We start from the raw sequence: 25,049 nt of genomic DNA, 5'->3' as shown, positions 1-25,049 counted from the left end.
CAGCCTCAGAGTTATCCACAGGCTGCGACGGAGTATCTGCGCAACGCGTCCGCCGACGCGCCCCGAAAGGCCTCCGCCACGCCCCGAGAAACGCTTCGGGCCCCGGCTCCCAACGGGAGCCGGGGCCCGAAGAGCCACAGCGTGGGCGGACGCGAGCGCCCGCCCGCCCCACCGTCAGCGCACGAAGACGCCCGCCTGACCTGCCAGGTCGAGGAAGTACTGCGGCGCCACACCGAGTACCAGCGTGACCGCCACGCCCACCGCGATCGCCGTCATCGTGAGCGGCGACGGCACGGCGACCGTCGGTCCCTCCGGACGCGGCTCGCTGAAGAACATCAGCACGATCACGCGGATGTAGAAGAACGCCGCGATGGCCGACGAGATCACACCGACCACGACCAGCGCTCCCGCGCCGCCCTCGGCCGCCGCCTTGAACACGGCGAACTTCCCGGCGAAACCGGAGGTCAGCGGGATGCCCGCGAAGGCCAGCAGGAAGACCGCGAACACGGCGGCCACCAGTGGTGACCTGCGTCCGAGACCGGCCCACTTGGACAGGTGCGTGGCCTCGCCGCCCGCGTCCCGTACGAGGGTGACCACCGCGAAAGCGCCGATCGTGACGAACGAGTACGCGCCCAGGTAGAACAGCACCGACGAGACGCCGTCCGGTGTCATCGCGATGACACCCGCGAGGATGAATCCCGCGTGCGCGATCGACGAGTACGCGAGGAGCCGCTTGATGTCGGTCTGGGTGATCGCGACGATCGCGCCGCCCAGCATGGTGACGACCGCCACGCCCATCATCACCGGCCGCCAGTCCCAGCGCAGGCCCGGCAGCACGACGTACAGCAGCCGCAGCAGCGCGCCGAAGGCGGCCACCTTGGTCGCGGCGGCCATGAAGCCGGTCACCGGGGTCGGCGCGCCCTGGTAGACGTCCGGGGTCCACATGTGGAACGGCACCGCGCCGACCTTGAAGAGCAGGCCCATCACGACCATCGCGGCGCCGATGAGCAGCAGCGCGTCGTTGCCCATGGTGCCGGCGAGTGCCGGGTTCACCGTCCCGATGGTGCCGTCGACGACCTGCGCGATCGTGGCGTACGACACCGAACCGGCGTAGCCGTACAGCAGGGCGATGCCGAAGAGGGTGAACGCGGAGGCGAAGGCGCCGAGCAGGAAGTACTTGACCGCGGCCTCCTGCGACATGATCCGCTTGCGGCGGGCCACGGCGCACAGGAGGTAGAGCGGCAGTGAGAAGACTTCCAGGGCGATGAACAGCGTCAGCAGGTCGTTCGCCGACGGGAAGACGAGCATGCCGCCGATCGCGAAGAGCAGCAGCGGGAACACCTCGGTCGTGGCGAACCCGGCCTTGACCGCGGCCTTCTCGCTGTCGCTGCCCGGCACGGACGCGGCCTGCGCGGCGAACGAGTCGACGCGGTTGCCGTGCGCCACCGGGTCGAGACGCCGCTCGGCGAACGTGAACACGCCGAGCACACCGGCCAGCAGGATCGTGCCCTGCAGGAACAGCGAGGGCCCGTCGACCGCGATGGCACCCATCGCGGCGATACCGGCCTTCGTGGTGCCGTATCCGCCGGCCGCGAGTCCCACGACCGCGGCGAAGGCTGCGACGAGGGCGACGACGGACACGAACAACTGGACGTAGTAGCGGGACTTCCGGGGCACGAAGGCCTCGACCAGGATCCCGATGATCGCCGCACCGATGACGATCAGGGTGGGCGACAACTGCCCGTATTCGATCTTCGGCGCGTCGATCTTGTCGATCGGGTCGGCCGCCATTGTCCACAGGCTGTGGACGGCTGTAGCGCTCACGGGGCCGCCTCCACCTCGGGCTTGGGGTCTGTCTTCTGTACGTCGGACATGGTCTGTTTGACCGCCGGGTTGACGATGTCGGTGAGGGGCTTCGGGTAGACGCCGAGGAAGATCAGCAGGGCGATCAGCGGGGCGACCACCGCGAGTTCCCGCACCCGGAGGTCGGGCATGGCCGACACCTCGGGCTTCACCGGGCCGGTCATCGTCCGCTGGTAGAGCACGAGCGTGTAGAGCGCGGCGAGGACGATGCCGAAGGTGGCGATGATCCCGATCACCGGGTAGCGCGTGAACGTGCCGACCAGGACCAGGAACTCACTCACGAACGGCGCGAGCCCCGGCAGGGACAGCGTCGCGAGGCTGCCGATCAGGAAGGTGCCCGCGAGCACCGGGGCGACTTTCTGCACCCCTCCGTAGTCGGCGATCAGACGCGAGCCGCGCCGCGAGATCAGGAAGCCGGCCACCAGCATCAGCGCGGCGGTCGAGATCCCGTGGTTGACCATGTAGAGCGTCGCGCCCGACTGGCCCTGGCTCGTCATGGCGAAGATGCCCATGATGATGAACCCGAAGTGGGAGATCGACGCGTACGCCACCAGCCGCTTGATGTCACGCTGGCCGACCGCGAGCAGCGCCCCGTAGATGATGCTGATCAGGGCGAGTACGAGGATGACCGGCGTCGCCCACTTCGAGGCCTCCGGGAAGAGCTGGAGGCAGAAGCGGAGCATCGCGAAGGTGCCGACCTTGTCGACCACCGCGGTGATCAGGACGGCGACCGGGGCCGTTGCCTCCCCCATCGCGTTGGGCAGCCAGGTGTGCAGCGGCCACAGGGGCGCCTTCACCGCGAAGGCGAAGAAGAAGCCCAGGAAGAGCCATCGCTCGGTGTTGGTCGCCATGTCCAGCGTGCCGTTGGCCCGGGCCTCGGCGATCTCCTGGAGCGAGAAGTTTCCGGCCACTACGTAGAGACCGATCACGGCGGCCAGCATGATCAGGCCGCCGACCAGGTTGTAGAGGAGGAACTTCACCGCGGCGTACGAGCGCTGGGCCGCCGCGTGCTCGTCCGAGCCCGCGTGGGCACGGTCCCCGAAGCCGCCGATGAGGAAGTACATCGGGATGAGCATGGCTTCGAAGAAGATGTAGAAGAGGAAGACGTCGGTGGCCTCGAAGGAGATGATCACCATCGCCTCGACGCCGAGGATCAGGGCGAAGAAGCCCTGGGTCGGGCGCCAGCGGCTGCTGTTGGTCTCCAGCGGGTCGGCGTCGTGCCAGCCCGCGAGGATCACGAACGGGATCAGCAGGGCGGTCAGCGCGATGAGCGCCACCGCGATGCCGTCCACGCCCAGTTCGTACCGCACCCCGAAGTCCGCGATCCAGGCGTGCGATTCGGTGAGCTGGTAGCGGTCGCCGTCGGGGTCGAAGCGGATCAGGACGACCAGGGCGAGTACCAGGGTGGCGAGCGAGACGATCAGCGCCAGCCACTTGGCTGCGGTGCGGCGCGCGGCCGGCACGGCGGCCGTGGCGATGGCCCCGATCGCAGGGAGCACCGCCGTCGCTGTCAGCAGAGGAAAGGACATCGGTATCAGACCGCCCTCATCAGCAGGGTCGCGGCGATGAGGATCGCAGCACCGCCGAACATGGAGACCGCGTACGACCGCGCATAGCCGTTCTGCAGCTTGCGGAGCCGTCCGGAGAGGCCGCCCATCGAGGCCGCCGTGCCGTTCACGACCCCGTCGACCAGCGTGTGGTCGACGTACACCAGGGAGCGCGTGAGGTGCTCTCCGCCGCGTACGAGGACGACGTGGTTGAAGTCGTCCTGGAGGAGGTCGCGCCGGGCGGCCCGGGTGAGCAGGGAGCCGCGCGGGGCGACCACCGGGACGGGACGGCGCCCGTACTGGACGTAGGCCAGAGCGACGCCGATGACGAGCACGACCATGGTGGCGAGCGTGACCGTCGTCGCGCTGACCGGCGGGTTGCCGTGCGCGTGCTCGGTGACGGGCTCCAGCCAGTGCACGAAGCGGTCACCGATGCTGAAGAACCCGCCCGCGAAGACCGATCCGAAGGCCAGCACGATCATCGGGATCGTCATGGACCTGGGGGACTCGTGCGGGTGCGGCTCGTGGCCGTTCTCGTCCGGCTGCCAGCGCTTCTCTCCGAAGAAGGTCATCAGCATCACGCGCGTCATGTAGTACGCGGTGATGGCCGCGCCGAGCAGGGCCACGCTGCCGAGGATCCAGCCCTCGGTGCCGCCCTTGGCGAAGGCCGCCTCGATGATCTTGTCCTTGGAGAAGAAGCCGGACAGGCCTGGGAAGCCGATGATGGCCAGGTAACCGAGGCCGAACGTCACGAAGGTGACCGGCATGTACTTCCTGAGGCCGCCGTACTTCCTCATGTCGACCTCGTCGTTCATGCCGTGCATGACCGAACCGGCGCCGAGGAAGAGCCCGGCCTTGAAGAAGCCGTGCGTCACCAGGTGCATGATCGCGAAGACGTAGCCGATGGGACCGAGGCCCGCCGCGAGGATCATGTAGCCGATCTGCGACATGGTCGAACCGGCGAGTGCCTTCTTGATGTCGTCCTTGGCGCAACCGACGATCGCACCGAAGAGGAGCGTGACCGCTCCGACCACGGTGGTCACGAGCTGGGCGTCCGGCGCGGCGTTGAAGATGTCGGCGGAGCGGACGATCAGGTACACGCCCGCGGTCACCATGGTCGCGGCGTGGATGAGGGCCGAGACCGGGGTCGGGCCCTCCATCGCGTCCCCGAGCCAGGACTGCAGCGGTACCTGGGCGGACTTGCCGCAGGCTGCGAGCAGCAGCATCAGGGCGATGGCGGTCAGCTTGCCCTCGCCGGTCTCACCGGTGGACTCCAGGACCGGCCCGAAGGCGAAGGTCCCGAAGGTGGTGAACATCAGCATGATCGCGATCGACAGGCCCATGTCGCCGACGCGGTTGACCAGGAAGGCCTTCTTCGCGGCGGTGGCGGCGCTGGGCTTGTGCTGCCAGAAACCGATCAGGAGGTACGAGGCGAGGCCGACGCCCTCCCAGCCGACGTAAAGCAGCAGGTAGTTGTCCGCGAGGACGAGCAGCAGCATCGCCGCGAGGAACAGGTTCAGATAGCCGAAGAAACGGCGGCGCCGCTCGTCGTGCTCCATGTACCCGATGGAGTACAGGTGGATCAGCGAGCCGACGCCCGTGATCAGCAGCACGAACGTCATCGACAGCTGGTCGAGCTGGAAGGCCACGTCCGCCTGGAAGCCCTCTACGGGGATCCAGCTGAACAGGTGCTGGCCGATGGCCCGGTGTTCGGCGTCCTTCCCCAGCATGTCGGCGAAGAGGATCGCGCCGATCACGAAGGAGACGGACGAGAGAGCCGTACCGATCAAGTGGCCGACGGCGTCCAGCCGCCGGCCGCCGCACAGCAGTACGGCCGCTCCGAGCAGAGGCGCCGCCACAAGCAGCGCAATCAGGTTCTCCACGATTCAGCGACCCCTTACAGCTTCATCAGGCTGGCGTCGTCGACCGAGGCCGAGTGGCGGGAACGGAACAGCGACACGATGATCGCGAGCCCGACCACGACCTCCGCGGCGGCGACGACCATCGTGAAGAAGGCGATGATCTGGCCGTCGAGATTGCCGTGCATCCGGGAGAAGGCGACGAACGCGAGATTGCAGGCGTTGAGCATCAGCTCGATGCACATGAACACCACGATCGCGTTGCGCCTGATCAGGACGCCGGTGGCGCCGATCGTGAACAACAGGGCGGCGAGGTAGAGGTAGTTGACGGGGTTCACTTCGCGGCCTCCTCTTCCCGCTCTTCGCGGCCGAGCCGCTCCTCGGAGCGCTGCTCCAGCGCCTTGAGGTCCTTGATCGCCTCGTCCGACACGTCGCGGATCTGGCCGCGGTCACGCAGTGTCTTGATGACGGTGAGCTCGGACGGGGTGCCGTCCGGCAGGAGGCCTGCGATGTCCACCGCGTTGTGCCGGGCGTAGACGCCGGGGGCGGGCAGCGGCGGGAGCTGCTTGTTCGCCCGCACGCGCTCCTCGGCCAGTTCGCGCTGGGTCTTGGCCCGCTCGGTGCGCTCGCGGTGGGTGAGCACCATGGCGCCGACGGCGGCCGTGATGAGCAGGGCGCCGGTGATCTCGAAGGCGAAGACGTACTTCGTGAAGATGAGGGCCGCCAGACCCTCCACGTTGCCACCGGAGTTGGCCTGGGTCAGGCCGTTGAACTCCGTCAGCGACGCGTTGCCGATGCCCGCGCAGAGCAGGATTCCGAAGCCGAGGCCGCACAGGAGGGCCAGCCAGCGCTGGCCCTTGATGGTCTCCTTCAGGGAGTCCGCCGCGGTGACACCGACGAGCATGACCACGAAGAGGAACAGCATCATGATCGCGCCGGTGTAGACGACGACCTGGACGATGCCCAGGAAGTACGCGCCGTTGGCGAGGTAGAACACCGCCAGGATGATCATGGTCCCGGCGAGGCAGAGCGCGCTGTGCACGGCCTTCTTCATGAAGACGGTGCACAGGGCGCCGATCACCGCGACGGTTCCGAGGATCCAGAACTGGAAGGCCTCGCCGGTGGACGTCGAGTAGGCCGCGAGGGAGGTGGCGTGGGCGGCGAGTTGCGCGCTCATGCGTCCGCCCCCTCTTCCTCGGGCTTCTCTCCCTTGGAAACGGCCACCTGGGGCACCGTGCCGGGCGCGGCCTCCGTGACCATGCCCCGGTAGTAGTCGCCCTCGTCCATGCCCGGGAAGATCGAGTGCGGCGACTCGACCATGCCCTCCTCCAGACCGGCGAGCAGCTGCTCCTTGGTGTAGATGAGGTTGGCGCGGCTGCTGTCGGCCAGCTCGAACTCGTTCGTCATCGTGAGCGCGCGCGTGGGGCACGCCTCGATGCACAGGCCGCACAGGATGCAGCGGGCGTAGTTGATCTGGTAGACGCGGCCGTACCGCTCGCCCGGGGAGTAGCGCTCCTCCTCGGTGTTCTCCGCGCCCTCCACATAGATGGCGTCCGCGGGACAGGCCCAGGCGCACAGCTCGCAGCCGATGCACTTCTCCAGGCCGTCCGGATGGCGGTTGAGCTGGTGCCGGCCGTGGAACCGCGGGGCGGTGGTCTTCGGCTGCTCCGGATACTGCTCGGTCAGCCGCTTCTTGAACATGGCCTTGAAGGTCACGCCGAAGCCTGCGACGGGGTTCTGGAAACCGGGTTTGGTCTCCTTCTGCTCATCAGCCATCGGACGCCTCCTTTCCGTCACGAGGTCCATCGGTTCCGTCACTGTCAGTATTCACGCCGCCACTGACAATCAACTCCCGCTCCCGGCGCGGACGTCGCCGGGGCACCGGCGGCAGCTCCTGTCCGGGCAGCGGCGGTACGGGGAACCCGCCCGCCATCGGGTCGAAGGCAACGGGTTCTTCCGGCGTCTCCTGGGCGTCCTTCCGGTCGCGGTACATGTCGGCGATGAAGGACAGCAACAGCAGGACAAGGACCGCGCCCGCCACGTACAGGGCGATGTCGGCGAAGTCGTAGTTCTCGTTCCGCAGGGTCCGTACGGTCGCGACGCACATCAGCCAGACCACGGAGACCGGGATGAGGACCTTCCAGCCGAGCTTCATCAGCTGGTCGTAGCGGACGCGGGGCAGCGTGCCGCGCAGCCAGATGAAGAAGAACAGCAGCAGTTGCACCTTGATGACGAACCAGAGCATCGGCCACCAGCCGTGGTTCGCGCCCTCCCAGAAGGTGCTGACCGGCCAGGGGGCCCGCCAGCCGCCCAGGAAGAGCGTCACGGAGACCGCCGAGACGGTCACCATGTTCACGTACTCGGCGAGCATGAACAGCGCGAACTTGATGGACGAGTACTCGGTGTTGAAGCCGCCGACCAGGTCGCCCTCGGACTCCGGCATGTCGAAGGGGGCGCGGTTGGTCTCGCCGACCATCGTCACGATGTAGATCAGGAACGACACCGGCAGCAGGATGATGTACCAGCGGTCCTGCTGCTGGGCGACGATCTCCGAGGTCGACATCGAGCCGGAGTACAGGAACACCGACGCGAACGCGGCGCCCATGGCGATCTCGTACGAGATCATCTGCGCGCAGGAGCGCAGACCGCCCAGGAGCGGGTACGTCGACCCGGAGGACCAGCCCGCGAGCACGATCCCGTAGATGCCCACCGAGGCGACCGCGAGGATGTAGAGCATCGCGATCGGGAGGTCGGTGAGCTGCATCGTGGTGCGCTGGCCGAAGATCGAGATCTGGTTGTCGGCCGGCCCGAAGGGGATCACGGCGATCGCCATGAAGGCCGGGATCGCGGCCACGATGGGCGCCAGGATGTAGACGGCCTTGTCGGCGCGCTTGACGATCAGGTCTTCCTTGAGCATCAGCTTGATGCCGTCGGCGAGCGACTGGAGCATGCCCCAGGGGCCGTGCCGGTTGGGGCCGATGCGCAGCTGCATCCAGGCGACGACCTTGCGCTCCCACACGATGGAGAACAGCACGGTGATCATCAGGAAGGCGAAGCAGAAGACCGCCTTGATGACGACGAGCCACCAGGGGTCGCGGCCGAACATGGAGAGGTCCTCCGCGGCCAGGTACACGGGCGCGGCGAGGTTTCCGGTCATGCCTCCACCTCCTTGGGGGTCTCGGCGGCGAGCGTCGCCGGGCCGATGCGGACGAGTGCGCCGGGCAGTGCGCCCGTGTCCGAGGCGACGCCTCCCCCGGCGGAGTTCAGCGGGAGCCAGACCACGCGGTCGGGCATCTCCGTGATCTGCAGGGGGAGTTCGACCACTCCGGAGGGGCCGGTCACGGCGAGCAGGTCGCCGTTCTTGACGCCCGCCTCGGCGGCCGTGGCGGCCGACACGCGCGCGTGTGCGGCGTGCCGCGTCCCGGCGAGTGCCTCGTCGCCCTCCTGGAGACGGCCCTGGTCGAGCAGCAGCCGGTGTCCCGCGAGCACGGCCTCCCCCGAGGCGGGCCGCGGCAGCACGGCCGCGGTCTCCAGGGGTTCGGTGGCCCGCGGTCCGTCCCAGGCGCCGAGCCGGTCCAGCTCCACGCGCGCGGTGCGCAGGTCGGGCAGTCCCAGGTGTACGTCCATGGCGTCGGCCAGCATCTGCAGGACGCGCCCGTCGGTGGGTGCCACCCGGCGGGTCATCTGCTCGGGCTTGAGCGCGGACTCGAAGAGGCGTGCGCGGCCTTCCCAGTTGAGGAAGGTGCCCGCCTTCTCGGCGACCGCGGCCACGGGGAGGACGACGTCCGCGTTCTCGGTGACCTCACTGGGGCGCAGTTCCAGCGACACCAGGAAGCCGACCGCGGAGAGTGCTTCACGCGCGCGTGCCGGGTCGGGGAGGTCGGCGACCTCGACGCCCGCAACGACGAGCGCGGAGAGCTCCCCGGTGGCTGCGGCCTCGATGATCTGTCCGGTGTCACGGCCGTGGCGGTGCGGCAGTGCCGCGATGCCCCAGGCCAGGGTGACCTCGTCCCGCGCGCGCGGGTCGGTGGCCGGGCGTCCGCCGGGCAGCAGCGAGGGCAGCGCCCCCGCCTCGATCGCGCCGCGCTCCCCGGCCCGGCGCGGGATCCACACCAGTTGGGCACCGGTCGCGGTGGAGGCCCGTACGGCGGCGGTGAGCCCGCCGGCGACGGCGGCCAGCCGCTCGCCGACGACGATCACCGCGCCCTCGGTGCGCAGCGCCTCGGCGGCCTTCGCTCCGTCGCCCTCCAGGCCCGTCCCGGAGGCGAGCGCGTCCAGCCACTCGGTCTCGGTGCCGGGAGCGGCCGGCAGCAGCGTGCCGCCCGCCTTCTCCAGGCCCCGGGTCGCGTGCGTGGCCAGCGAGAAGGTCTTCTGCCCGTGTCCGCGCCAGGCCTTGCGCAGCCTCAGGAAGACACCGGGCGCCTCCTCCTCGGACTCGAATCCGGCGAGCAGGACGGCGGGTGCCTTCTCCAGTGCGGTGTACGTGACGCCCGTACCGTCGAGGTCACGTCCGCGTCCGGCGACCCGGGCGGCCAGGAAGTCGGCCTCCTCGCCGCTGTGCACGCGCGCGCGGAAGTCGATGTCGTTCGTGTCGAGGGCCACGCGCGCGAACTTGCTGTACGCGTAGGCGTCCTCGACGGTCAGCCGGCCGCCGGTGAGGACACCGGCCCGGGAGCGGGCGGCGAGAAGTCCCTGGGCCGCGGCCTCCAGGGCCTCCGGCCAGGAAGCGGGCTCCAGCTCACCGGACTCGCCGCGTACCAGCGGGGTCTGCAGCCGGTCCCGCTGCTGGGCGTAGCGGAAGCCGAACCGCCCCTTGTCGCAGAGCCACTCCTCGTTGACCTGCGGGTCCGGGGAGGCGAGGCGCCGCATGACCTTGCCGCGCCGGTGGTCGGTGCGGGTCGCGCAGCCGCCGGAGCAGTGCTCGCACACCGAGTGCGACGAGACGAGGTCGAACGGCCGGGAGCGGAAGCGATACGCCGCCGAGGTCAGCGCCCCGACCGGGCAGATCTGGATCGTGTTCCCGGAGAAGTACGACTCGAAGGGGTCGCCCTCGCCGGTGCCGACCTGCTGGAGCGCGCCCCGCTCGATCAGCTCGATCATCGGGTCGCCCGCGATCTGGTTCGAGAACCGCGTGCAGCGGGCGCACAGGACGCAGCGTTCGCGGTCGAGCAGCACCTGGGTGGAGATCGGGACGGGCTTCTCGTACGTGCGCTTCCTGCCCTCGAAGCGGGACTCGGAGTAGCCGTGCGACATGGCCTGGTTCTGCAGGGGGCACTCGCCGCCCTTGTCGCAGACCGGGCAGTCCAGCGGGTGGTTGATGAGCAGGAGCTCCATCACACCCTTCTGGGCCTTCTCGGCGACAGGAGAGCTGAGGTGGGTCTTGACGACCATCCCGTCCGTACAGGTGATCGTGCAGGACGCCATGGGCTTGCGCTGGCCCTCGACCTCGACGATGCACTGGCGGCAGGCGCCGGCCGGGTCGAGGAGCGGGTGGTCGCAGAAGCGGGGGATCTCGATGCCGAGCTGTTCGGCCGCGCGGATGACCAGGGTGCCCTTGGGCACGCTGATCTCGACGCCGTCGATGGTCAGCGAGACGAGATCCTCCGGCGGAACCGCAGCCTCCCCGCCTCCGGAGGGAGCGCTCGTGGTTACCGTCATGCGTTCACCTCCGTGTGCTTTTCCTTGTCGGCCCAGGCCGTCGACTTGGCGGGGTCGAAGGGGCAGCCCCGGCCGTTGATGTGCTCCTCGTACTCCGCGCGGAAGTACTTGAGCGAGGAGAAGATCGGCGAGGCGGCGCCGTCGCCGAGGGCGCAGAAGGACTTGCCGTTGATGTTGTCGGCGATGTCGTTCAGCTTGTCGAGGTCGGACATGACGCCCTTGCCGGCCTCGATGTCGCGCAGCAACTGCACGAGCCAGTACGTCCCTTCGCGGCAGGGCGTGCACTTGCCGCAGGACTCGTGGGCGTAGAACTCGGTCCACCGCGTGACGGCCCGGACGACGCAGGTCGTCTCGTCGAAGCACTGGAGTGCTTTTGTGCCGAGCATGGAACCCGCGGCGCCCACTCCTTCGTAGTCAAGAGGGACGTCGAGGTGCTCGTCGGTGAACATCGGGGTCGAGGAGCCGCCCGGCGTCCAGAACTTGAGGCGGTGCCCCTTCCGGATGCCGCCGCTCATGTCGAGGAGCTGACGGAGTGTGATGCCGAGCGGGGCCTCGTACTGGCCGGGGCTGGTGACATGGCCGCTGAGGGAGTAGAGCGTGAAGCCCGGGGACTTCTCGCTTCCCATCGACCGGAACCATTCCTTGCCCTTGTGGAGAATCGCGGGAACCGACGCGATGGACTCGACGTTGTTCACAACAGTCGGACAGGCATAGAGGCCCGCGACGGCAGGGAAAGGGGGACGAAGTCGCGGCTGTCCACGGCGGCCTTCGAGCGAGTCGAGCAGCGCGGTCTCCTCACCGCAGATGTACGCGCCGGCGCCCGCGTGCACGGTGAGCTGGAGATCCAGCCCGCTGCCCAGGATGTTCTCGCCCAGGTAGCCCGCCGCGTAGGCCTCACGGACGGCCTCGTGCAACCGCCTGAGCACGGGGACGACTTCACCACGCAGATAAATGAAGGCATGCGACGACCGGATCGCATAACAGGCGATGACAATGCCCTCAATGAGGCTGTGCGGGTTCGCGAAGAGAAGCGGGATGTCCTTACAGGTGCCCGGCTCCGATTCGTCGGCGTTGACAACTAGATAGTGAGGCTTTCCATCACCCTGGGGAATGAACTGCCACTTCATTCCGGTGGGGAATCCCGCGCCGCCACGGCCGCGCAGACCGGAGTCCTTCACGTACGCGATGAGGTCGTCCGGCGACATCGCGAGCGCCTTGCGCAGGCCCTCGTACCCGTCGTGCCTCCGGTACACGTCCAGCGACCAGGACTTGTCCTCGTCCCAGAAGGCGGACAGCACCGGTGAGAGCAGCTTCTCGGGGCTCGTCTCTCCGCCGGTCCCCGGCTGAGAGGTGCCCCCGTATTGAGTGGACAAGGTCATCACTCCCCCTCCTCGGCAGTGGGCCCGGCCGGGTGGGACGGGTCGGAGGCCGACGTGTCCTGCGGTGCGTCGTGCGAACTGAGGTGCTCGGACGGGGACGGGTCGTGCGGCGCCTCGTCCTGGGGAGCGCCGGATCCTCGCGGGTGCACCACGCGCGCGGGGCCCGTCTCCCCCTTGGCCAGCCGGAGACCGATCAGCGAGGCGGGGCCCGCGCCGCCACTCGCCTCGACCGCGCCCTCGCGCTCGTCGGGGAAGCCCGCCAGGATGCGGGCCGTGTCCTTGAAGGTGCACAAGGGGGCACCGCGCGTCGGCTCGACCTGTGTTCCCGCGCGCAGGTCGTCGACGAGGCGCTTCGCGCTCGCCACGGTCTGGTTGTCGAAGAACTCCCAGTTGACCATCACGACCGGTGCGAAGTCGCAGGCCGCGTTGCACTCGATGTGCTCCAGGGTGACCTTGCCGTCGTCGGTCGTCTCGCCGTTGCCGACACCGAGGTGGTCCTGGAGGGACTCGAAGATCGCGTCGCCGCCCATGACCGCGCACAGGGTGTTGGTGCAGACGCCCACCTGGTAGTCACCGCTCGGCTTGCGCCGGTACATCGAGTAGAAGGTCGCGACCGCGGTGACCTCCGCGGTGGTCAGGTCGAGCATCTCCGCGCAGAACCGCTGCCCGGTGCGCGTGACGTGGCCCTCCTCCGACTGCACGAGATGCAGCAACGGAAGGAGGGCGGACCGGGAGTCCGGGTAGCGGGCGATGACCTCGCGCGCGTCCGCCTCCAGCCTGGCTCGAACGTCGTCCGGGTAGTCGGGCGCGGGCAGTTGGGGCATGCCCAGGCTGACGCCCTCGGGGGTCGTGGTCACCGGTCGACGCCTCCCATCACGGGGTCGATGGACGCGACGGCGACGATGACGTCGGCGACCTGGCCGCCCTCGCACATCGCCGCCATGGCCTGCAGATTGGTGAAGGACGGGTCCCGGTAGTGGACCCGGTAGGGGCGGGTGCCTCCGTCGGACACGGCGTGCACCCCGAGTTCGCCCTTCGGCGACTCGACGGCCGCGTACGCCTGTCCCGGCGGCACGCGGAACCCCTCGGTCACCAGCTTGAAGTGGTGGATCAGGGCCTCCATGGAGGTGCCCATGATCTGCTTGATGTGGTCGAGCGAGTTGCCGAGTCCGTCGGGGCCGAGCGCGAGCTGGGCGGGCCAGGCGATCTTCTTGTCGGTGACCATGACCGGGCCGGGCTGCAGCCGGTCCAGGCACTGCTCGACGATCCGCAGCGACTGGCGCATCTCCTCGAGACGGATCAGGAAGCGCCCGTACGCGTCGGAGGTGTCGGTGGTCGGGACGTCGAAGTCGTACGTCTCGTAGCCGCAGTACGGCTGCGCCTTGCGCAGGTCGTGCGGCAGGCCGGCCGAGCGGAGGATCGGGCCGGTGGCGCCGAGGGCCATGCAGCCGGCCAGGTCGAGATGGCCGATGCCCTGCATACGGGCCTTGAAGATGGGGTTCCCGGTGGCGAGCTTGTCGTACTCGGGAAGGTTCTTCTGCATCTTCTTCACGAACTCGCGGATCTGGTCCACCGCGCCCGGGGGCAGGTCCTGGGCGAGGCCGCCGGGCCGGATGTACGCGTGGTTCATGCGCAGGCCGGTGATCAGCTCGTAGATGTCGAGAACGAGTTCACGATCACGGAAGCCGTAGATCATGATCGTGGTGGCGCCGAGTTCCATGCCTCCGGTGGCGATGCACACCAGGTGCGAGGAGAGCCGGTTCAGCTCCATCAGGAGCACCCGGATGATCGTGGCGCGGTCCGGGATCTGGTCCTCGATGCCGAGGAGCTTCTCGACGGCCAGGCAGTACGCGGTCTCGTTGAAGAACGACGTCAGGTAGTCCATGCGCGTCACGAAGGTCGTGCCCTGTGTCCACGTACGGAACTCGAGGTTCTTCTCGATGCCGGTGTGCAGATAGCCGATGCCGCAGCGGGCCTCGGTGACCGTCTCGCCGTCGATCTCCAGGATGAGCCGGAGCACGCCGTGCGTGGACGGGTGCTGGGGGCCCATGTTGACGACGATGCGCTCGTCGTCGGCCTTGGCCGCGGTCTCGACGACCTCGTCCCAGTCACCACCGGTGACCGTGTAGACGCGGCCCTCGGTGGTCTCCCGTGCGGATGCTGACTGCGTGCTCATGAGTACGACCTCCGCTGGTCCGGAGCCGGGATCTGGGCGCCCTTGTACTCGACGGGGATGCCGCCGAGGGGATAGTCCTTGCGCTGCGGAAAGCCCTGCCAGTCGTCCGGCATCATGATCCGCGTGAGGGCCGGGTGGCCCTCGAAGACGATGCCGAAGAAGTCGTACGTCTCGCGCTCGTGCCAGTCGTTCGTCGGATAGACCGAGACCAGGGACGGGACGCGCGGCTCGCTGTCCGGGGCGCTGACTTCCAGGCGGATCAGCCGGTTGTGGGTGATCGAGCGCAGGTGGTAGACGGCGTGCAGCTCGCGGCCCTTGTCCTGCGGGTAGTGGACTCCGCTCACGCCTGTGCAGAGCTCGAAGCGCAGGGCCGGGTCGTCGCGCAGGGTCTGGGCGACCTGGAGCAGGAACTCGCGGTCGATGTGGAAGGTCATCTCGTCGCGGTCGACGATCGTCTTCTCGATCGCGTTCTCGGGGACGAGACCCTGTTCCTCCAGGGCGCCTTCGAGCTCGTCGGCGACCTCGTCGAACCAGCCGCCGTACGGGCGGGAGGCCGCGCCCGGCAGCCGGATCGAGCGGACCAGGCCGCCGTAGCCGGAGGTGTCCCCGCCGTTGTTGGCGCCGAACATGCCGCGCTGGACGCGGATCTCCTCGCCGCCGTCGCCTCGCTGGCCCGGGAGGTTGGAGGCGCCGAGGTCCTTCTCGGGGTTCACCCCGTTGCCGTTCGCGTCGCTCACCGCAGCAGGCCCTTCATCTCGATGGTGGGGAGCGCCTTGAGCGCCGCTTCCTCCGCCTCGCGGGCCGCCTCCTCGGCGTTCACGCCGAGCTTCGAGGACTGGATCTTCTGGTGGAGCTTGAGAATCGCGTCCATCAGCATCTCGGGCCGTGGCGGACAGCCGGGCAGATAGATGTCGACAGGGACGATGTGGTCGACGCCCTGCACGATCGCGTAGTTGTTGAACATGCCGCCCGACGAGGCACAAACCCCCATGGAGATCACCCACTTGGGGTTCGGCATCTGGTCGTAGACCTGCCTCAGGACCGGCGCCATCTTCTGGCTGACGCGTCCGGCGACGATCATCAGGTCGGCCTGGCGCGGCGAGCCGCGGAAGACCTCCATGCCGAAGCGCGCCAGGTCGTAGCGGCCCGCGCCCGTCGTCATCATCTCGATGGCGCAGCAGGCGAGGCCGAAGGTGGCGGGGAAGACGGACGACTTGCGCACCCATCCCGCGGCCTGCTCGACGGTGGTCAGCAGGAAGCCGCTCGGCAGCTTTTCTTCGAGTCCCATGCTCAGTGGCTCCTCTGTCCCCTATACGGGGCTCAGTCCCTTGCGGGGTTCAGTCCCATGCGGGTTTCAGTCCCATTCCAGGCCGCCTCGCCGCCACACGTACGCGTACGCGACGAAGACGGTGAGCACGAAGAGCAACATCTCCACGAGCCCGAAAACCCCGAGCGCGTCGAACGTGACGGCCCAGGGATAGAGGAAGACGATCTCGATATCGAAAATGATGAAGAGCATCGCCGTCAGGTAGTACTTGATGGGGAACCGCCCGCCGCCGGCCGGCGTGGGGGTCGGCTCGATACCGCACTCGTAGGCTTCGAGCTTGGCCCGGTTGTAGCGCTTTGGACCGATAAGCGTGGCCATGACCACGGAGAAGATCGCAAAGCCTGCTCCGAGGGCTCCCAGTACGAGGATGGGCGCATACGCGTTCACCGCTCCTCGCTCCTCTCAGTCGGCATTGACTGCTGGCGGTTGCATCAGGACTGGCTCCCTGCCTCGCGTGCCCCATGAACCTCATGAGGCCCACGAGCTCCGTGCGGCTCCACGAAGATCGCGTACATGTGAAGCAGGTCACAAGCCCAACTGCCCCGCATCTTATGCCTGCGGGTCTGTGATCTGCGACACGGGGTACGACAACGCCTTTGTGATCTCCACCACCCGGCGAAGGATCATGAAGTCGGATGAGTGCCGATCTTCGTACGAGAAGCGTCGGAGTGATCACCAGAGGTGACATTTTCGCTCGTCGTCGCTGGTCCAGGCTTCGGCGCTCTACCAAGGGGGCGAGATCCAAGGCAAATTGGCGTTGGACATCGGCGCTTGATAGAGGAACTCGTTCACACTTCGGGGGGAGTTGGAGTGCCCGATGTGGACGACCCGGGCGCGTGCATCCGTTCACGAGCGGAACGCGCCGCCGGCCCGACCTCCACGGCTCCCCCGCTTCACGCGCGCGACACCGCCGCAGGGGCAGCCGTTCCGTGACCTGCGTCACATTGGTAACAGCCGGGAAACAACCGGGCTTGGCCAACGGCTCCAACGGGTGGTAGGTCGCGGGCAATTCGGGCGTAACACAGAAAGGCCGTGATCACAGCCCCGACGGGCGGTGTCCGCAATGCCCGTTACGGCGTCAATAAAGAACGCCACGCCCGGGATTCGGACGGCCCATTGAACAACTGTGGCGCACCACACGTTTCTTGAAGGTATGGAGGAGCCCCTGATACCGGTTGTCCCTATGTCCCACACCGCTCACATACGCAGCCACCGGAAACCCCGGCCTCGCAGCAGCTCGGCGCTCGCGATGCGCGCCGGAGTTGCCGGTGGCGTCCTCAGCACCCTGGCAGTGGCCGGTGCGGCCGGATCGGCGAACGCTGCCGAACCGGTGACCCAGACCATCGAGCTGCCCACCCTCACGGCCGACATGACCGCCCAGGTCGCCGAGTCCGCGGAGGTCACCCAGCAGGCCGCGGCCGACTACCAGCTGCGTGCCGAGCGTGACGCGGCCGCCGCCAAGGCCGCCAAGCAGGCCAAGGCGGACCTCGCCGACGCGAAGAAGAAGGCGGAGGCCAAGCAGAAGGCCGAGGACGCCCGCAAGGCCGCCGCCGAGCGTGCCACCCGGTCCTCCGAGCGGACCACACTCACGTCGACGTCGGCCGACAGCGACGTCCCCGCCCCCGCGAGCGGCAGCGTCGGCACGGTCATCAACTTCCTCAAGGCCCAGGTCGGCGACGCCTACGTCATGGGCGCCACCGGCCCCAACGCGTGGGACTGCTCCAGCCTGGTGCAGGCCGCGTTCAAGCAGGTCGGCGTGGACCTGCCGCGCGTCTCCCAGGACCAGTCCGTGTCCGGCACCCCGGTCTCGCTGTCCAACATCCAGGTCGGCGACATCCTGTACTGGGGTGGCGCGGGTTCGGCGTACCACACCGGTGTCTACATCGGTGGCGGTCAGTACCTGGACGCCGCGAACCCCTCGAAGGGTGTCGTCATCCAGGACCTGTCGGGCTACCCGGCGAGCGGCGCGGTACGCGTCCTCTGACCTCGGTCACGCCTTCCCGGCCCCTGACCGGGCTTCTCCGGGCCCCGGCCACGCACATCGAAGGGCCGCTCCCCCAACACGGGGAGCGGCCCTCAGGCGCGCCACAGCGGCCCCACCCGAACAACGCGCCCCTGGAAGCGGGACTCGGCCCGCTTCCGGCGCGTCCGTGCGTCACGCCCTCGGGGCCACCTTGGAGAGGCCGTTGATGATGCGGTCCATCGCGTCGCCGCCCGTCGGGTCGGTCAGGTTGGCCAGCATCTTCAGCGTGAACTTCATCAGAACGGGGTGCGTGAGACCCCGCTGCGTGGCGATCTTCATGACCTTCGGGTTGCCGATGAGCTTCACGAAGGCGCGGCCCAGCGTGTAGTAGCCGCCGTAGGTGTCCTTGAGGACCTTCGGGTAGCGCTGGAGGGCGAGTTCACGCTGGGCGGGGGTCGCACGGGCGTGCGCCTGGACGATGACGTCGGCGGCGATCTGGCCGGACTCCATGGCGTAGGCGATGCCCTCGCCGTTGAAGGGGTTCACCATCCCGCCCGCGTCGCCGACGAGCAACAGCCCCTTCGTGTAGTGGGGCTGGCGGTTGAAGGCCATCGGGAGAGCGGCGCCCCGGATCGGGATCGTCATGTTCTCCGGGGTGTAGCCCCAGTCCTCGGGCATCGACGCGCACCAGGCCTTCAGGACCTCGCGCCAGTCCAGCTCCTTGAAGGACGACGTGGTGTTCAGGACACCGAGGCCGACGTTCGACGTGCCGTCGCCCATGCCGAAGATCCACCCGTAACCGGGCAGCAGCCGGTCCTCGCCGGGGCCGCGGCGGTCCCACAGCTCCAGCCACGACTCCAGGTAGTCGTCGTCGTGGCGCGGGGACGTGAAGTACGTACGGACCGCGACGCCCATCGGACGGTCCTCGCGGCGGTGCAGGCCCATCGCCAGCGACAGCCGGGTCGAGTTGCCGTCGGCGGCGACCACGAGGGGCGCGTGGAAGGTGACCTCGCGCTTCTCCTTGGAGTCGGCGTCACCGAGCTTCGCGTGCACGCCGGTGATCCGGCCCGTGCGGTCGTCGATGATCGGGGCGCCGACGTTGCAGCGCTCGTGCAGCCGCGCGCCCGCCTTCTGCGCCTGCCGGGCCAGCTGCTCGTCGAAGTCGTCCCGCTTCCGTACGAGTCCGTAGTCCGGGTAGGCGGCGAGATCCGGCCAGTCCAGCTGGAGGCGGACGCCGCCGCCGATGATGCGGAGCCCCTTGTTCCGGAGCCAGCCCGCCTCCTCCGAGATGTCGATGCCCATGGAGACGAGTTGTTTGGTGGCGCGGGGCGTCAGCCCGTCACCGCACACCTTCTCCCGCGGAAACGCGGTCTTCTCGAGGAGCAGGACGTCGAGTCCGGCCTTGGCCAGGTAGTACGCGGTGGTGGAACCGGCTGGCCCGGCCCCGACGACGATCACATCGGCGGTGTGTTCGGAGAGGGGCTGGGACTCGGTCACGACGGGTTCTCCCCAAGTCTCGAAGGCTCTAGGTCTCTAGGTCTCGAAGTGCGAAGTCTCGAAATCCGCGTGCTGACGGGCACGCGACATGGGCAGTCTATGCAGCGGTACTGATCACCTGGCTGAAGGGCTGCCCCGTGAACCGAGCTCTCCCCGTGGTACACCTGCGCGTCCCGACCGACGAGGACGCGTTCGCCTGGCACCGGGTCTTCGACGACCCGGACGTGATGGAGTTCCACGGCGGAAAGCCGGCCGAGCTGTCCTTCTACGAGGAACTGACCGCCCGGCAGCGCCGGCACGACGCCGAGTACGGGTTCTGCTTCTGGACCATGCTCGACGAGGAGGGCCAGGTCATCGGCTTCACCGGCGCCCAGCCGTGGCCGCGCGAGTGGGGACCGAAGGGCGAGATCGAGATCGGCTGGCGGCTCGGGCGGAAGCACTGGGGCAAGGGGTACGTCACCACGGCCGCGCGGATCACGCTGGAACGGGTACGCGCGACGGGCGTACCCAGCGTGGTGGCCATGGTGAACTCCCGCAACGCACGCTCGATCGCGGTGACCAGACGCCTCGGCATGGAACTCGCCGAGACGTTCACCACGGAGACGTCGGACCAGCTGGGGCACTGCTACCGGTTGGCGCTCTGACCGTTTCCCGCCAAGTTCCCACCGGGTTCCCGGGGGCTTTCGGGCGGGCTTCCGACACCTTCCGGCACGGCTCGGCAGGGCTTACTCTGCCGGTACCGCTGGGGGTGACGTCTGTGCGCATACCACGCAAGACACCCGAAGTGCGCGTGCCGCGGCTCGTCGGTCTGATGGCCGTGGACGCGCGGGAGACGGCCGAGGCGCGAGGGGTGCTGCTCGCGGCGCCGGATCGGCCCGACTTCCATCTGACCGTCGTCGATTACGTCGTACGCCAGTACCCGTTGCCCGGTTCCGAGGTGCCGCGCGGGGCGGTTGTGACGGTGTGGTTCGACTTCGGGGAGGGTGAGGGTGGGGGCGGGGCCGGTGTGCGGGAGCCTCGGCGGGGTGGGCCGCCGGCCGGGGGGCTGTACCGGGAGCTTGATGAGCCGGGGGATCCGTTTGCCGTGCTGCGGTAGTCGCTGGGGGCTGCAGGTTGTGGGAACACCGCGGGCCGGTGGGGGCTGGTCGCGCAGTTCCCCGCGCCCCTGAAAGACTGCGCCGTTCCCCGCGCCCCTGAAAGCCAAAAGATTGCGCAGTTCCCCGCGCCCCTAAAAGAAGGCACCTCCCGTGCCCCTGAGAGAAGCGGCTTACGGGGCCTGCTTGTAACCCCTGTGCAGCGCCACGACCCCGCCCGTCAGGTTGCGCCAGGCGACCTTTGACCAACCCGCCTTGGTGAGGCGTTCGGCGAGGGCGGGCTGGTCGGGCCAGTCGCGGATGGACTCGGCGAGGTAGACGTACGCGTCGGGGTTGGAGGAGACCGCGCGGGCCACCGGCGGGAGGGCGCGCATCAGGTACTCGGTGTAGACCGTGCGGAACGGCGCCCAGGTCGGATGCGAGAACTCGCAGATCACGACGCGTCCGCCGGGCTTGGTCACCCGGTGCAGCTCGCGCAGCGCGGTGTCCGTGTCCTGCACGTTCCGCAGGCCGAAGGAGATCGTCACCGCGTCGAACGTGTCGTCCTTGAACGGCAGCTTCGTCGCGTCGCCCGCCGTGAGCGGCAGCCAGGGGTGGTTCTTCTTGCCGACCCTGAGCATCCCGAGGGAGAAGTCGCAGGGGACGACGTACGCACCCGTGCGCGCGAAGGGCAGCGACGAGGTGGCGGTGCCCGCGGCGAGGTCGAGGATCTTCTGCGCGGGCCGCGCGTCGACCGCCTTCGCGACCTCCTTGCGCCACACCCGGTCCTGGCCGAGCGACAGCACGTCGTTCGTCAGGTCGTAGCGTTCCGCCACGTCGTCGAACATCGAGGCGACTTCGTGCGGCTGCTTGTTCAGGGATGCGCGGGTCACGCCCCCATTGTGGCAGTACGGACCGGGTGACTCTCCAGCACCCGGCCCGTACGCCGGTCGGAACGCCGCCACGAGGACGGCTTCCACAAGGCCCCTTGGTGCCTGTGGGCCTTTCAGGGCAGCAGCCTCGGTTTCTTCTTCGCCGCCACGTCCTCCACCCACCCGCAGAGCAGGATGAACACGGCGATGAGGAGCCAGCCGATGCCGAACATGAACCACTGGCTCTCCAGCGGCAGATACGTCTCGAAGGCCGGCACGTCCCAGAACCGGTCGATCAACGGGACGGCCAGGATCAGCGCGATCTCGTGCCAGAGGTAGAGGGTCACGGCTCGGGCGTTGAAGATCGTCACGATCCGGTCGAGGCGCCTGAAGCGGGCCGGCCCGGCGAAGTCGATCCGGAAGTGTGCCTTCGCGTACATCAGGAGCGTCACGAACCCCGCCGACCAGAAGGCCTGTGCGAGCGGGATGTCGTCGAGGTCGTACGAGCCCGTCTCGGCCTGGTGCGTGAAGGCGTACCAGCCGCCGTAGCCGATCGCGGCGAGCGAGAGGACGACGACGGCGAACGGCTTCAGCCGCTGCAGGACGCCGTCGCGGTGCGCGAAGCCGAGGATCCAGCAGAAGAGGAAGGTGGCCAGGTCGGTGAGCGCGCTGCCGAAGCGGTTGTCCGGCGGCTCCCACAGGAAGTGGACGACCAGGATCGGGGCGAGGGAGAGGACGAGGACCGTGACCGGGGCCAGGCGGAACACCCTCAGGAGAAGGGGCGAGAGCAGGACGAACCACAGGTACGTCCGCAGGTACCAAAGGATCTCCCAGGCCTGCTCGCCCCACGCGTTGCCCGGCGGGTCGCCGAGCGGAACGATCCAGTAGACGATCTGCCAGCCGGGCATCCAGTCGTGGATCAGCATCGCGACCACGACGAAGAAGCCCCAGAACCAGAAGGGCGGCAGAAGCCGGCGGATCCGGCTCCTGATCACCTTGAGGGCGGGCCGCTCCAGCGACATCGCCATCAGCGTGCCGGCCAGCGCGAACATGATCCCCATGGAGGGGAAGACCATGCCCGCCCAGGCCCAGCCGAAGGTGTGGTAAGTGACGACGCGGACGAGGGCGACCGCGCGCAGGGTGTCGAAGTAGCGGTCCCGGACGGCGGGTTTCGGCGGCGCGTACGGGACCGGGGCCGGTTCGGGCTCCGGCTCCGGCCCCGGCGCGGGGTGCGCCGGGTAGTCCGCCGACGCCTGCTCCTGTACGTACTCCCCTGCGTACCCCTGCTGGTCGTGGCCGACGTACTGCTGGGGGTACGGCGTGCCACCGTACTGCGGCTGTCCGTACAGCTGTTGCTGCTGGCCGTACCCGTAGCCATAGCCCTGTGGTTGCTGTGGATGCTCCTGCGGGTGGCCCGGCTGGTCCGTCCCCCAGCTCATCGGCCGACCCCCGCCGGTGTGCCGACCTCGCCCGTGCGCTTCAGTTTCTGCCAGCGCAGGCGGCCGCCGGTGAGGGCGGTGATGCAGGAGTGGATGAGGACGAGGTACATCATCTGCCGGTACGCGAGCTGCTGCAGCGGCATCATCAGCAGGTAGCGGTACTTCTCCCGGTCGAGCCGGAACGCGTAGGCGGCGCAGACGAGTTGGACGCAGAGGACGGCCAGCCAGGCGAGCAGGGCCGCCTTGAAGTCGATGAAGATCATCGAATAGAGGGTGAACACGTCGATGAGCGGGGCGAAGACCGGCGTGACGATCTGGAAGATGACGACCAGCGGCATGCCGACCCGGCCGAAGCGGCCCGAAGGACCCTTGTCCGTAAGGGACTTGCGGTGCTTCCACAGCGCCTGCATCGTCCCGTACGACCAGCGGTAGCGCTGCGACCAGAGCTGTTTCAGCGAACCCGGCGCCTCCGTCCAGGCCTTGGCGTGCTCCTGGTAGACGACCCGCCAGCCCTGCCGGTGCATGGCGATGGTGATGTCGGTGTCCTCGGCGAGCGTGTCCTCGCTCATCCCGCCGACCGCGAGCACGGCCTCCCGGCGGAACGCGCCGATCGCGCCCGGGATGGTGGGCATGCAGCGCAGCAGGTCGTACATGCGGCGGTCGAGGTTGAAACCCATCACGTACTCGATGTGCTGCCAGGCGCCGATGATCGTGTCGCGGTTGCCTACCTTGGCGTTGCCCGCGACCGCGCCGACCCCGGGGTCGGCGAAGGGCTGCACCAACTGCCGTACGGTGTCCGCCTCGAAGACCGTGTCGCCGTCCATCATCACGACGATGTCGTAACTGGCGCTGCGTACACCGTTGTTGAGGGCGGCCGGCTTGCCCGCGTTCTCCTGGCGGATGACCCGGACGTTCGTCATGCCGAAGGACTCGGCCGCGCTCCGCGCGATCTCGGACGTGTCGTCCGTCGACCCGTCGTCGACCACGATGATCTCGATCGGATGCGTGCTCCGCGCCAGCGACCTGAGGGTGTTGGCGATGCACTCCTTCTCGTTGTACGCGGGCACGATCACGCTGACGGGACGGGTGATGGGCGTGCCCCAGCTGAACCGGCGCTTGTTGCGCTGCCGGTAGTGCCTGCGCGCGAGGATCAGCATCATCCCGAAGCGGCCCATGACGGCGACGCCGACGACGGCGAGCCCGGTCGCGAGCCCCGGTACGGTCCACTCGGCGACGGCGACGGCCGCGACGAGGGCCTTGCCTTCGTAGAGGGTGGTGCCGGTGGCGGCGCGGTGGGCGGCCTGGAGGCTGTTGGCTCCCCCGGCCTGGCCCAACTGACCGGACTGTCCGGGCTGTTGACCCTGTTGGCCGCCGGGGGCCTGACCGCCCGCCTGCTCACCGCCGGGCTGCTGACCGTTCTGGCCGCTCCCCTGCTGGTTCGCGTCCGCCGTCGCACCGGCCTCCGCGCCGGAGCCCGTACCCGTGCCGGCCTCTCGGTTCGCGCTCTCCGTCTGCTGGATGGCACCGCTGATGGTGGTGAAGGTGTAGCCCTTCGCCTTCATTTTCTTGATGTACGTCCCGAGCGCCTTGACCGTCTGCGAGCGCTCGCCGCCCGCGTCGTGGAAGAGGACCGAGGCGCCCTTGTTCTTGGACGGCGTGGCCCACTTGATGATCTTCGAGACGCCCGGGCGCTTCCAGTCGTCGCTGTCGGTGTCGACGAAGACGCTGGTGTAGCCCTCCTCACCCAGCTTCTTGTAGACGGGCCAGCTGTAGTTGTCGATGGCGTCCGCCTCGGAGGAGTACGGGGCACGGAACAGCGTGGTCGTGATGCCCGCCGCGCCCGCGAGCGCGAGCTGCGTCTGGTCCATCTCACGGGTGATCCGGTCGTCGCTCTGGTACGACAGGTCGACGTGCGTGAAGGTGTGGATGCCGATCTCGTTGCCCTGGTCCACCAGGTCCTTCACGATGCTCGGATAGCGGGACACCATCGAGCCGACCACGAAGAACGTGCCCGGGACGTCGTTCGCCTCCAGGATCTTCAGGATCTGGGGAGTCCAGGTGGGGTTGGGGCCGTCGTCGAAGGTGAGCGCGATGGTCTTCTCGGGGACGGACTGGCTCCGGGCCTCTCCGCCCCGGAAGGAGAGGATCGGCCCGCCGTCGAGGACCTTGTCGGGGACCTTGCTGGAGCTGGCGTTGCTGCGTACGCGCTCGTCGCCGCCGACCTCGGCGCGCAGATAGCCGTCGAGCAGCATCACGCTGGTGAGTGCGAGAAGGAGCAGCAGGGCGAGGATGACACGCGGTTTCTGCAGCGCCGCGGCCTTGCCCGCGGCCCGTGTCATCCGGGACGGGGCGCGCCTGCGGCCGCGCGAGGGCGTCGTAGTAGCCATGAGTGTGAG

Annotated in this window: 21 protein-coding genes; 3 read left to right on the top strand and 18 right to left on the bottom strand. The window is 68.5% G+C overall.

The annotated features are described in order from the left end of the window. Positions 1-174 precede the first annotated feature (174 nt). The 14 genes from nuoN to OG718_RS31800 form a co-directional block, all read right to left on the bottom strand. Complete coding sequence (nuoN, locus tag OG718_RS31865) at positions 175-1,824, bottom strand: NADH-quinone oxidoreductase subunit NuoN (protein ID WP_143643527.1); 1,650 nt, start codon at positions 1,822-1,824, stop codon at positions 175-177. Next, the gene (locus tag OG718_RS31860; protein ID WP_143643526.1) at positions 1,821-3,392 is read right to left on the bottom strand and encodes an NADH-quinone oxidoreductase subunit M; all 1,572 of its coding nucleotides are present in this window, start codon (positions 3,390-3,392) and stop codon (positions 1,821-1,823) included. Before OG718_RS31860 ends, nuoN begins: the two co-directional genes overlap by 4 nt. A gap of 5 nt (positions 3,393-3,397) precedes the next feature. Further along, a complete protein-coding gene (gene nuoL / locus OG718_RS31855) occupies positions 3,398-5,293 on the bottom strand; it encodes an NADH-quinone oxidoreductase subunit L (RefSeq protein ID WP_143643525.1) in 1,896 nt (631 codons plus the stop codon). A 14-nt stretch (positions 5,294-5,307) separates the two neighbouring features. Beyond that, positions 5,308-5,607, bottom strand: a complete 300-nt coding sequence (gene nuoK / locus OG718_RS31850) for an NADH-quinone oxidoreductase subunit NuoK (protein ID WP_003974374.1) — start codon at positions 5,605-5,607, stop codon at positions 5,308-5,310. Continuing rightward, a complete protein-coding gene (locus OG718_RS31845) occupies positions 5,604-6,446 on the bottom strand; it encodes an NADH-quinone oxidoreductase subunit J (RefSeq protein WP_328845809.1) in 843 nt (280 codons plus the stop codon). Before OG718_RS31845 ends, nuoK begins: the two co-directional genes overlap by 4 nt. Beyond that, positions 6,443-7,045 carry an NADH-quinone oxidoreductase subunit NuoI gene (gene nuoI / locus OG718_RS31840; protein ID WP_143643523.1) on the bottom strand — a complete coding sequence of 201 codons (603 nt, stop codon included), beginning with the start codon at positions 7,043-7,045 and terminating at the stop codon, positions 6,443-6,445. The genes OG718_RS31845 and nuoI overlap by 4 nt, the downstream gene beginning before the upstream one ends. Then, a complete protein-coding gene (nuoH, locus tag OG718_RS31835; RefSeq protein WP_328845808.1) occupies positions 7,038-8,426 on the bottom strand; it encodes an NADH-quinone oxidoreductase subunit NuoH in 1,389 nt (462 codons plus the stop codon). The genes nuoI and nuoH overlap by 8 nt, the downstream gene beginning before the upstream one ends. After that, positions 8,423-10,927, bottom strand: coding sequence for an NADH-quinone oxidoreductase subunit G (locus OG718_RS31830; protein WP_143643521.1), 2,505 nt, complete (start codon positions 10,925-10,927; stop codon positions 8,423-8,425). Before OG718_RS31830 ends, nuoH begins: the two co-directional genes overlap by 4 nt. After that, on the bottom strand, positions 10,924-12,306 hold the full coding sequence (nuoF, locus tag OG718_RS31825; RefSeq protein WP_143643520.1) for an NADH-quinone oxidoreductase subunit NuoF: 1,383 nt from the start codon (positions 12,304-12,306) through the stop codon (positions 10,924-10,926). Before nuoF ends, OG718_RS31830 begins: the two co-directional genes overlap by 4 nt. Beyond that, complete coding sequence (nuoE, locus tag OG718_RS31820; protein ID WP_143643554.1) at positions 12,306-13,130, bottom strand: NADH-quinone oxidoreductase subunit NuoE; 825 nt, start codon at positions 13,128-13,130, stop codon at positions 12,306-12,308. The genes nuoF and nuoE overlap by 1 nt, the downstream gene beginning before the upstream one ends. Before the next feature lie 29 nt (positions 13,131-13,159). Further along, the gene (locus tag OG718_RS31815) at positions 13,160-14,482 is read right to left on the bottom strand and encodes an NADH-quinone oxidoreductase subunit D (RefSeq protein ID WP_143643519.1); all 1,323 of its coding nucleotides are present in this window, start codon (positions 14,480-14,482) and stop codon (positions 13,160-13,162) included. Next, a complete protein-coding gene (locus OG718_RS31810) occupies positions 14,479-15,219 on the bottom strand; it encodes an NADH-quinone oxidoreductase subunit C (protein WP_328845807.1) in 741 nt (246 codons plus the stop codon). Before OG718_RS31810 ends, OG718_RS31815 begins: the two co-directional genes overlap by 4 nt. Further along, complete coding sequence (locus OG718_RS31805) at positions 15,216-15,770, bottom strand: NuoB/complex I 20 kDa subunit family protein (protein WP_018528252.1); 555 nt, start codon at positions 15,768-15,770, stop codon at positions 15,216-15,218. The genes OG718_RS31810 and OG718_RS31805 overlap by 4 nt, the downstream gene beginning before the upstream one ends. 66 nt (positions 15,771-15,836) lie before the next feature. Then, positions 15,837-16,196, bottom strand: a complete 360-nt coding sequence (locus tag OG718_RS31800) for an NADH-quinone oxidoreductase subunit A (protein WP_033319564.1) — start codon at positions 16,194-16,196, stop codon at positions 15,837-15,839. A 766-nt stretch (positions 16,197-16,962) separates the two neighbouring features. Between OG718_RS31800 and OG718_RS31795 the strand changes: the two genes are divergently transcribed. After that, a complete protein-coding gene (locus tag OG718_RS31795; protein ID WP_143643517.1) occupies positions 16,963-17,793 on the top strand; it encodes a C40 family peptidase in 831 nt (276 codons plus the stop codon). Positions 17,794-17,964: 171 nt separating this feature from the next. Here the strand turns inward: OG718_RS31795 and OG718_RS31790 are convergent, their stop codons facing one another. Continuing rightward, on the bottom strand, positions 17,965-19,269 hold the full coding sequence (locus OG718_RS31790; protein WP_143643516.1) for a geranylgeranyl reductase family protein: 1,305 nt from the start codon (positions 19,267-19,269) through the stop codon (positions 17,965-17,967). A 137-nt stretch (positions 19,270-19,406) separates the two neighbouring features. Here OG718_RS31790 and OG718_RS31785 point away from each other — a divergent pair, with 137 nt between their 5' ends. Next, entirely contained in the window at positions 19,407-19,913 is a 507-nt protein-coding gene (locus OG718_RS31785) for a GNAT family N-acetyltransferase (RefSeq protein WP_143643515.1), read from the top strand. A 104-nt stretch (positions 19,914-20,017) separates the two neighbouring features. Then, the gene (locus OG718_RS31780) at positions 20,018-20,365 is read left to right on the top strand and encodes a PASTA domain-containing protein (protein WP_373466232.1); all 348 of its coding nucleotides are present in this window, start codon (positions 20,018-20,020) and stop codon (positions 20,363-20,365) included. A 171-nt stretch (positions 20,366-20,536) separates the two neighbouring features. Here OG718_RS31780 and OG718_RS31775 read toward each other — a convergent pair whose 3' ends face one another. The 3 genes from OG718_RS31775 to OG718_RS31765 form a co-directional block, all read right to left on the bottom strand. Then, positions 20,537-21,235: a demethylmenaquinone methyltransferase gene (locus tag OG718_RS31775; protein ID WP_306939399.1), complete on the bottom strand. Its 699-nt coding sequence runs from the start codon at positions 21,233-21,235 to the stop codon at positions 20,537-20,539. Positions 21,236-21,348: 113 nt separating this feature from the next. Further along, complete coding sequence (locus tag OG718_RS31770; protein ID WP_328845806.1) at positions 21,349-22,653, bottom strand: acyltransferase family protein; 1,305 nt, start codon at positions 22,651-22,653, stop codon at positions 21,349-21,351. Further along, positions 22,650-25,040: a bifunctional polysaccharide deacetylase/glycosyltransferase family 2 protein gene (locus tag OG718_RS31765; RefSeq protein WP_328845805.1), complete on the bottom strand. Its 2,391-nt coding sequence runs from the start codon at positions 25,038-25,040 to the stop codon at positions 22,650-22,652. The genes OG718_RS31770 and OG718_RS31765 overlap by 4 nt, the downstream gene beginning before the upstream one ends. Positions 25,041-25,049 lie beyond the last annotated feature (9 nt).

This window comes from Streptomyces sp. NBC_00258 (genome assembly GCF_036182465.1).
GTDB lineage: Bacteria > Actinomycetota > Actinomycetes > Streptomycetales > Streptomycetaceae > Streptomyces.
This window is presented reverse-complemented; position numbering and strand designations above follow the sequence as displayed.

Coding starts and splice junctions, on each gene's coding strand:
- OG718_RS31860 (WP_143643526.1), bottom strand. CDS start 3,392: ATGTCCTTTCCTCTGCTGACAGCGACGGCGGTGCTCCCTGCGATCGGG.
- OG718_RS31845 (WP_328845809.1), bottom strand. CDS start 6,446: ATGAGCGCGCAACTCGCCGCCCACGCCACCTCCCTCGCGGCCTACTCG.
- nuoI (WP_143643523.1), bottom strand. CDS start 7,045: ATGGCTGATGAGCAGAAGGAGACCAAACCCGGTTTCCAGAACCCCGTC.
- nuoH (WP_328845808.1), bottom strand. CDS start 8,426: ATGACCGGAAACCTCGCCGCGCCCGTGTACCTGGCCGCGGAGGACCTC.
- OG718_RS31830 (WP_143643521.1), bottom strand. CDS start 10,927: ATGACGGTAACCACGAGCGCTCCCTCCGGAGGCGGGGAGGCTGCGGTT.
- nuoF (WP_143643520.1), bottom strand. CDS start 12,306: ATGACCTTGTCCACTCAATACGGGGGCACCTCTCAGCCGGGGACCGGC.
- nuoE (WP_143643554.1), bottom strand. CDS start 13,130: ATGCCCCAACTGCCCGCGCCCGACTACCCGGACGACGTTCGAGCCAGG.
- OG718_RS31815 (WP_143643519.1), bottom strand. CDS start 14,482: ATGAGCACGCAGTCAGCATCCGCACGGGAGACCACCGAGGGCCGCGTC.
- OG718_RS31805 (WP_018528252.1), bottom strand. CDS start 15,770: ATGGGACTCGAAGAAAAGCTGCCGAGCGGCTTCCTGCTGACCACCGTC.
- OG718_RS31795 (WP_143643517.1), top strand. CDS start 16,963: ATGGAGGAGCCCCTGATACCGGTTGTCCCTATGTCCCACACCGCTCAC.
- OG718_RS31770 (WP_328845806.1), bottom strand. CDS start 22,653: ATGAGCTGGGGGACGGACCAGCCGGGCCACCCGCAGGAGCATCCACAG.
- OG718_RS31765 (WP_328845805.1), bottom strand. CDS start 25,040: ATGGCTACTACGACGCCCTCGCGCGGCCGCAGGCGCGCCCCGTCCCGG.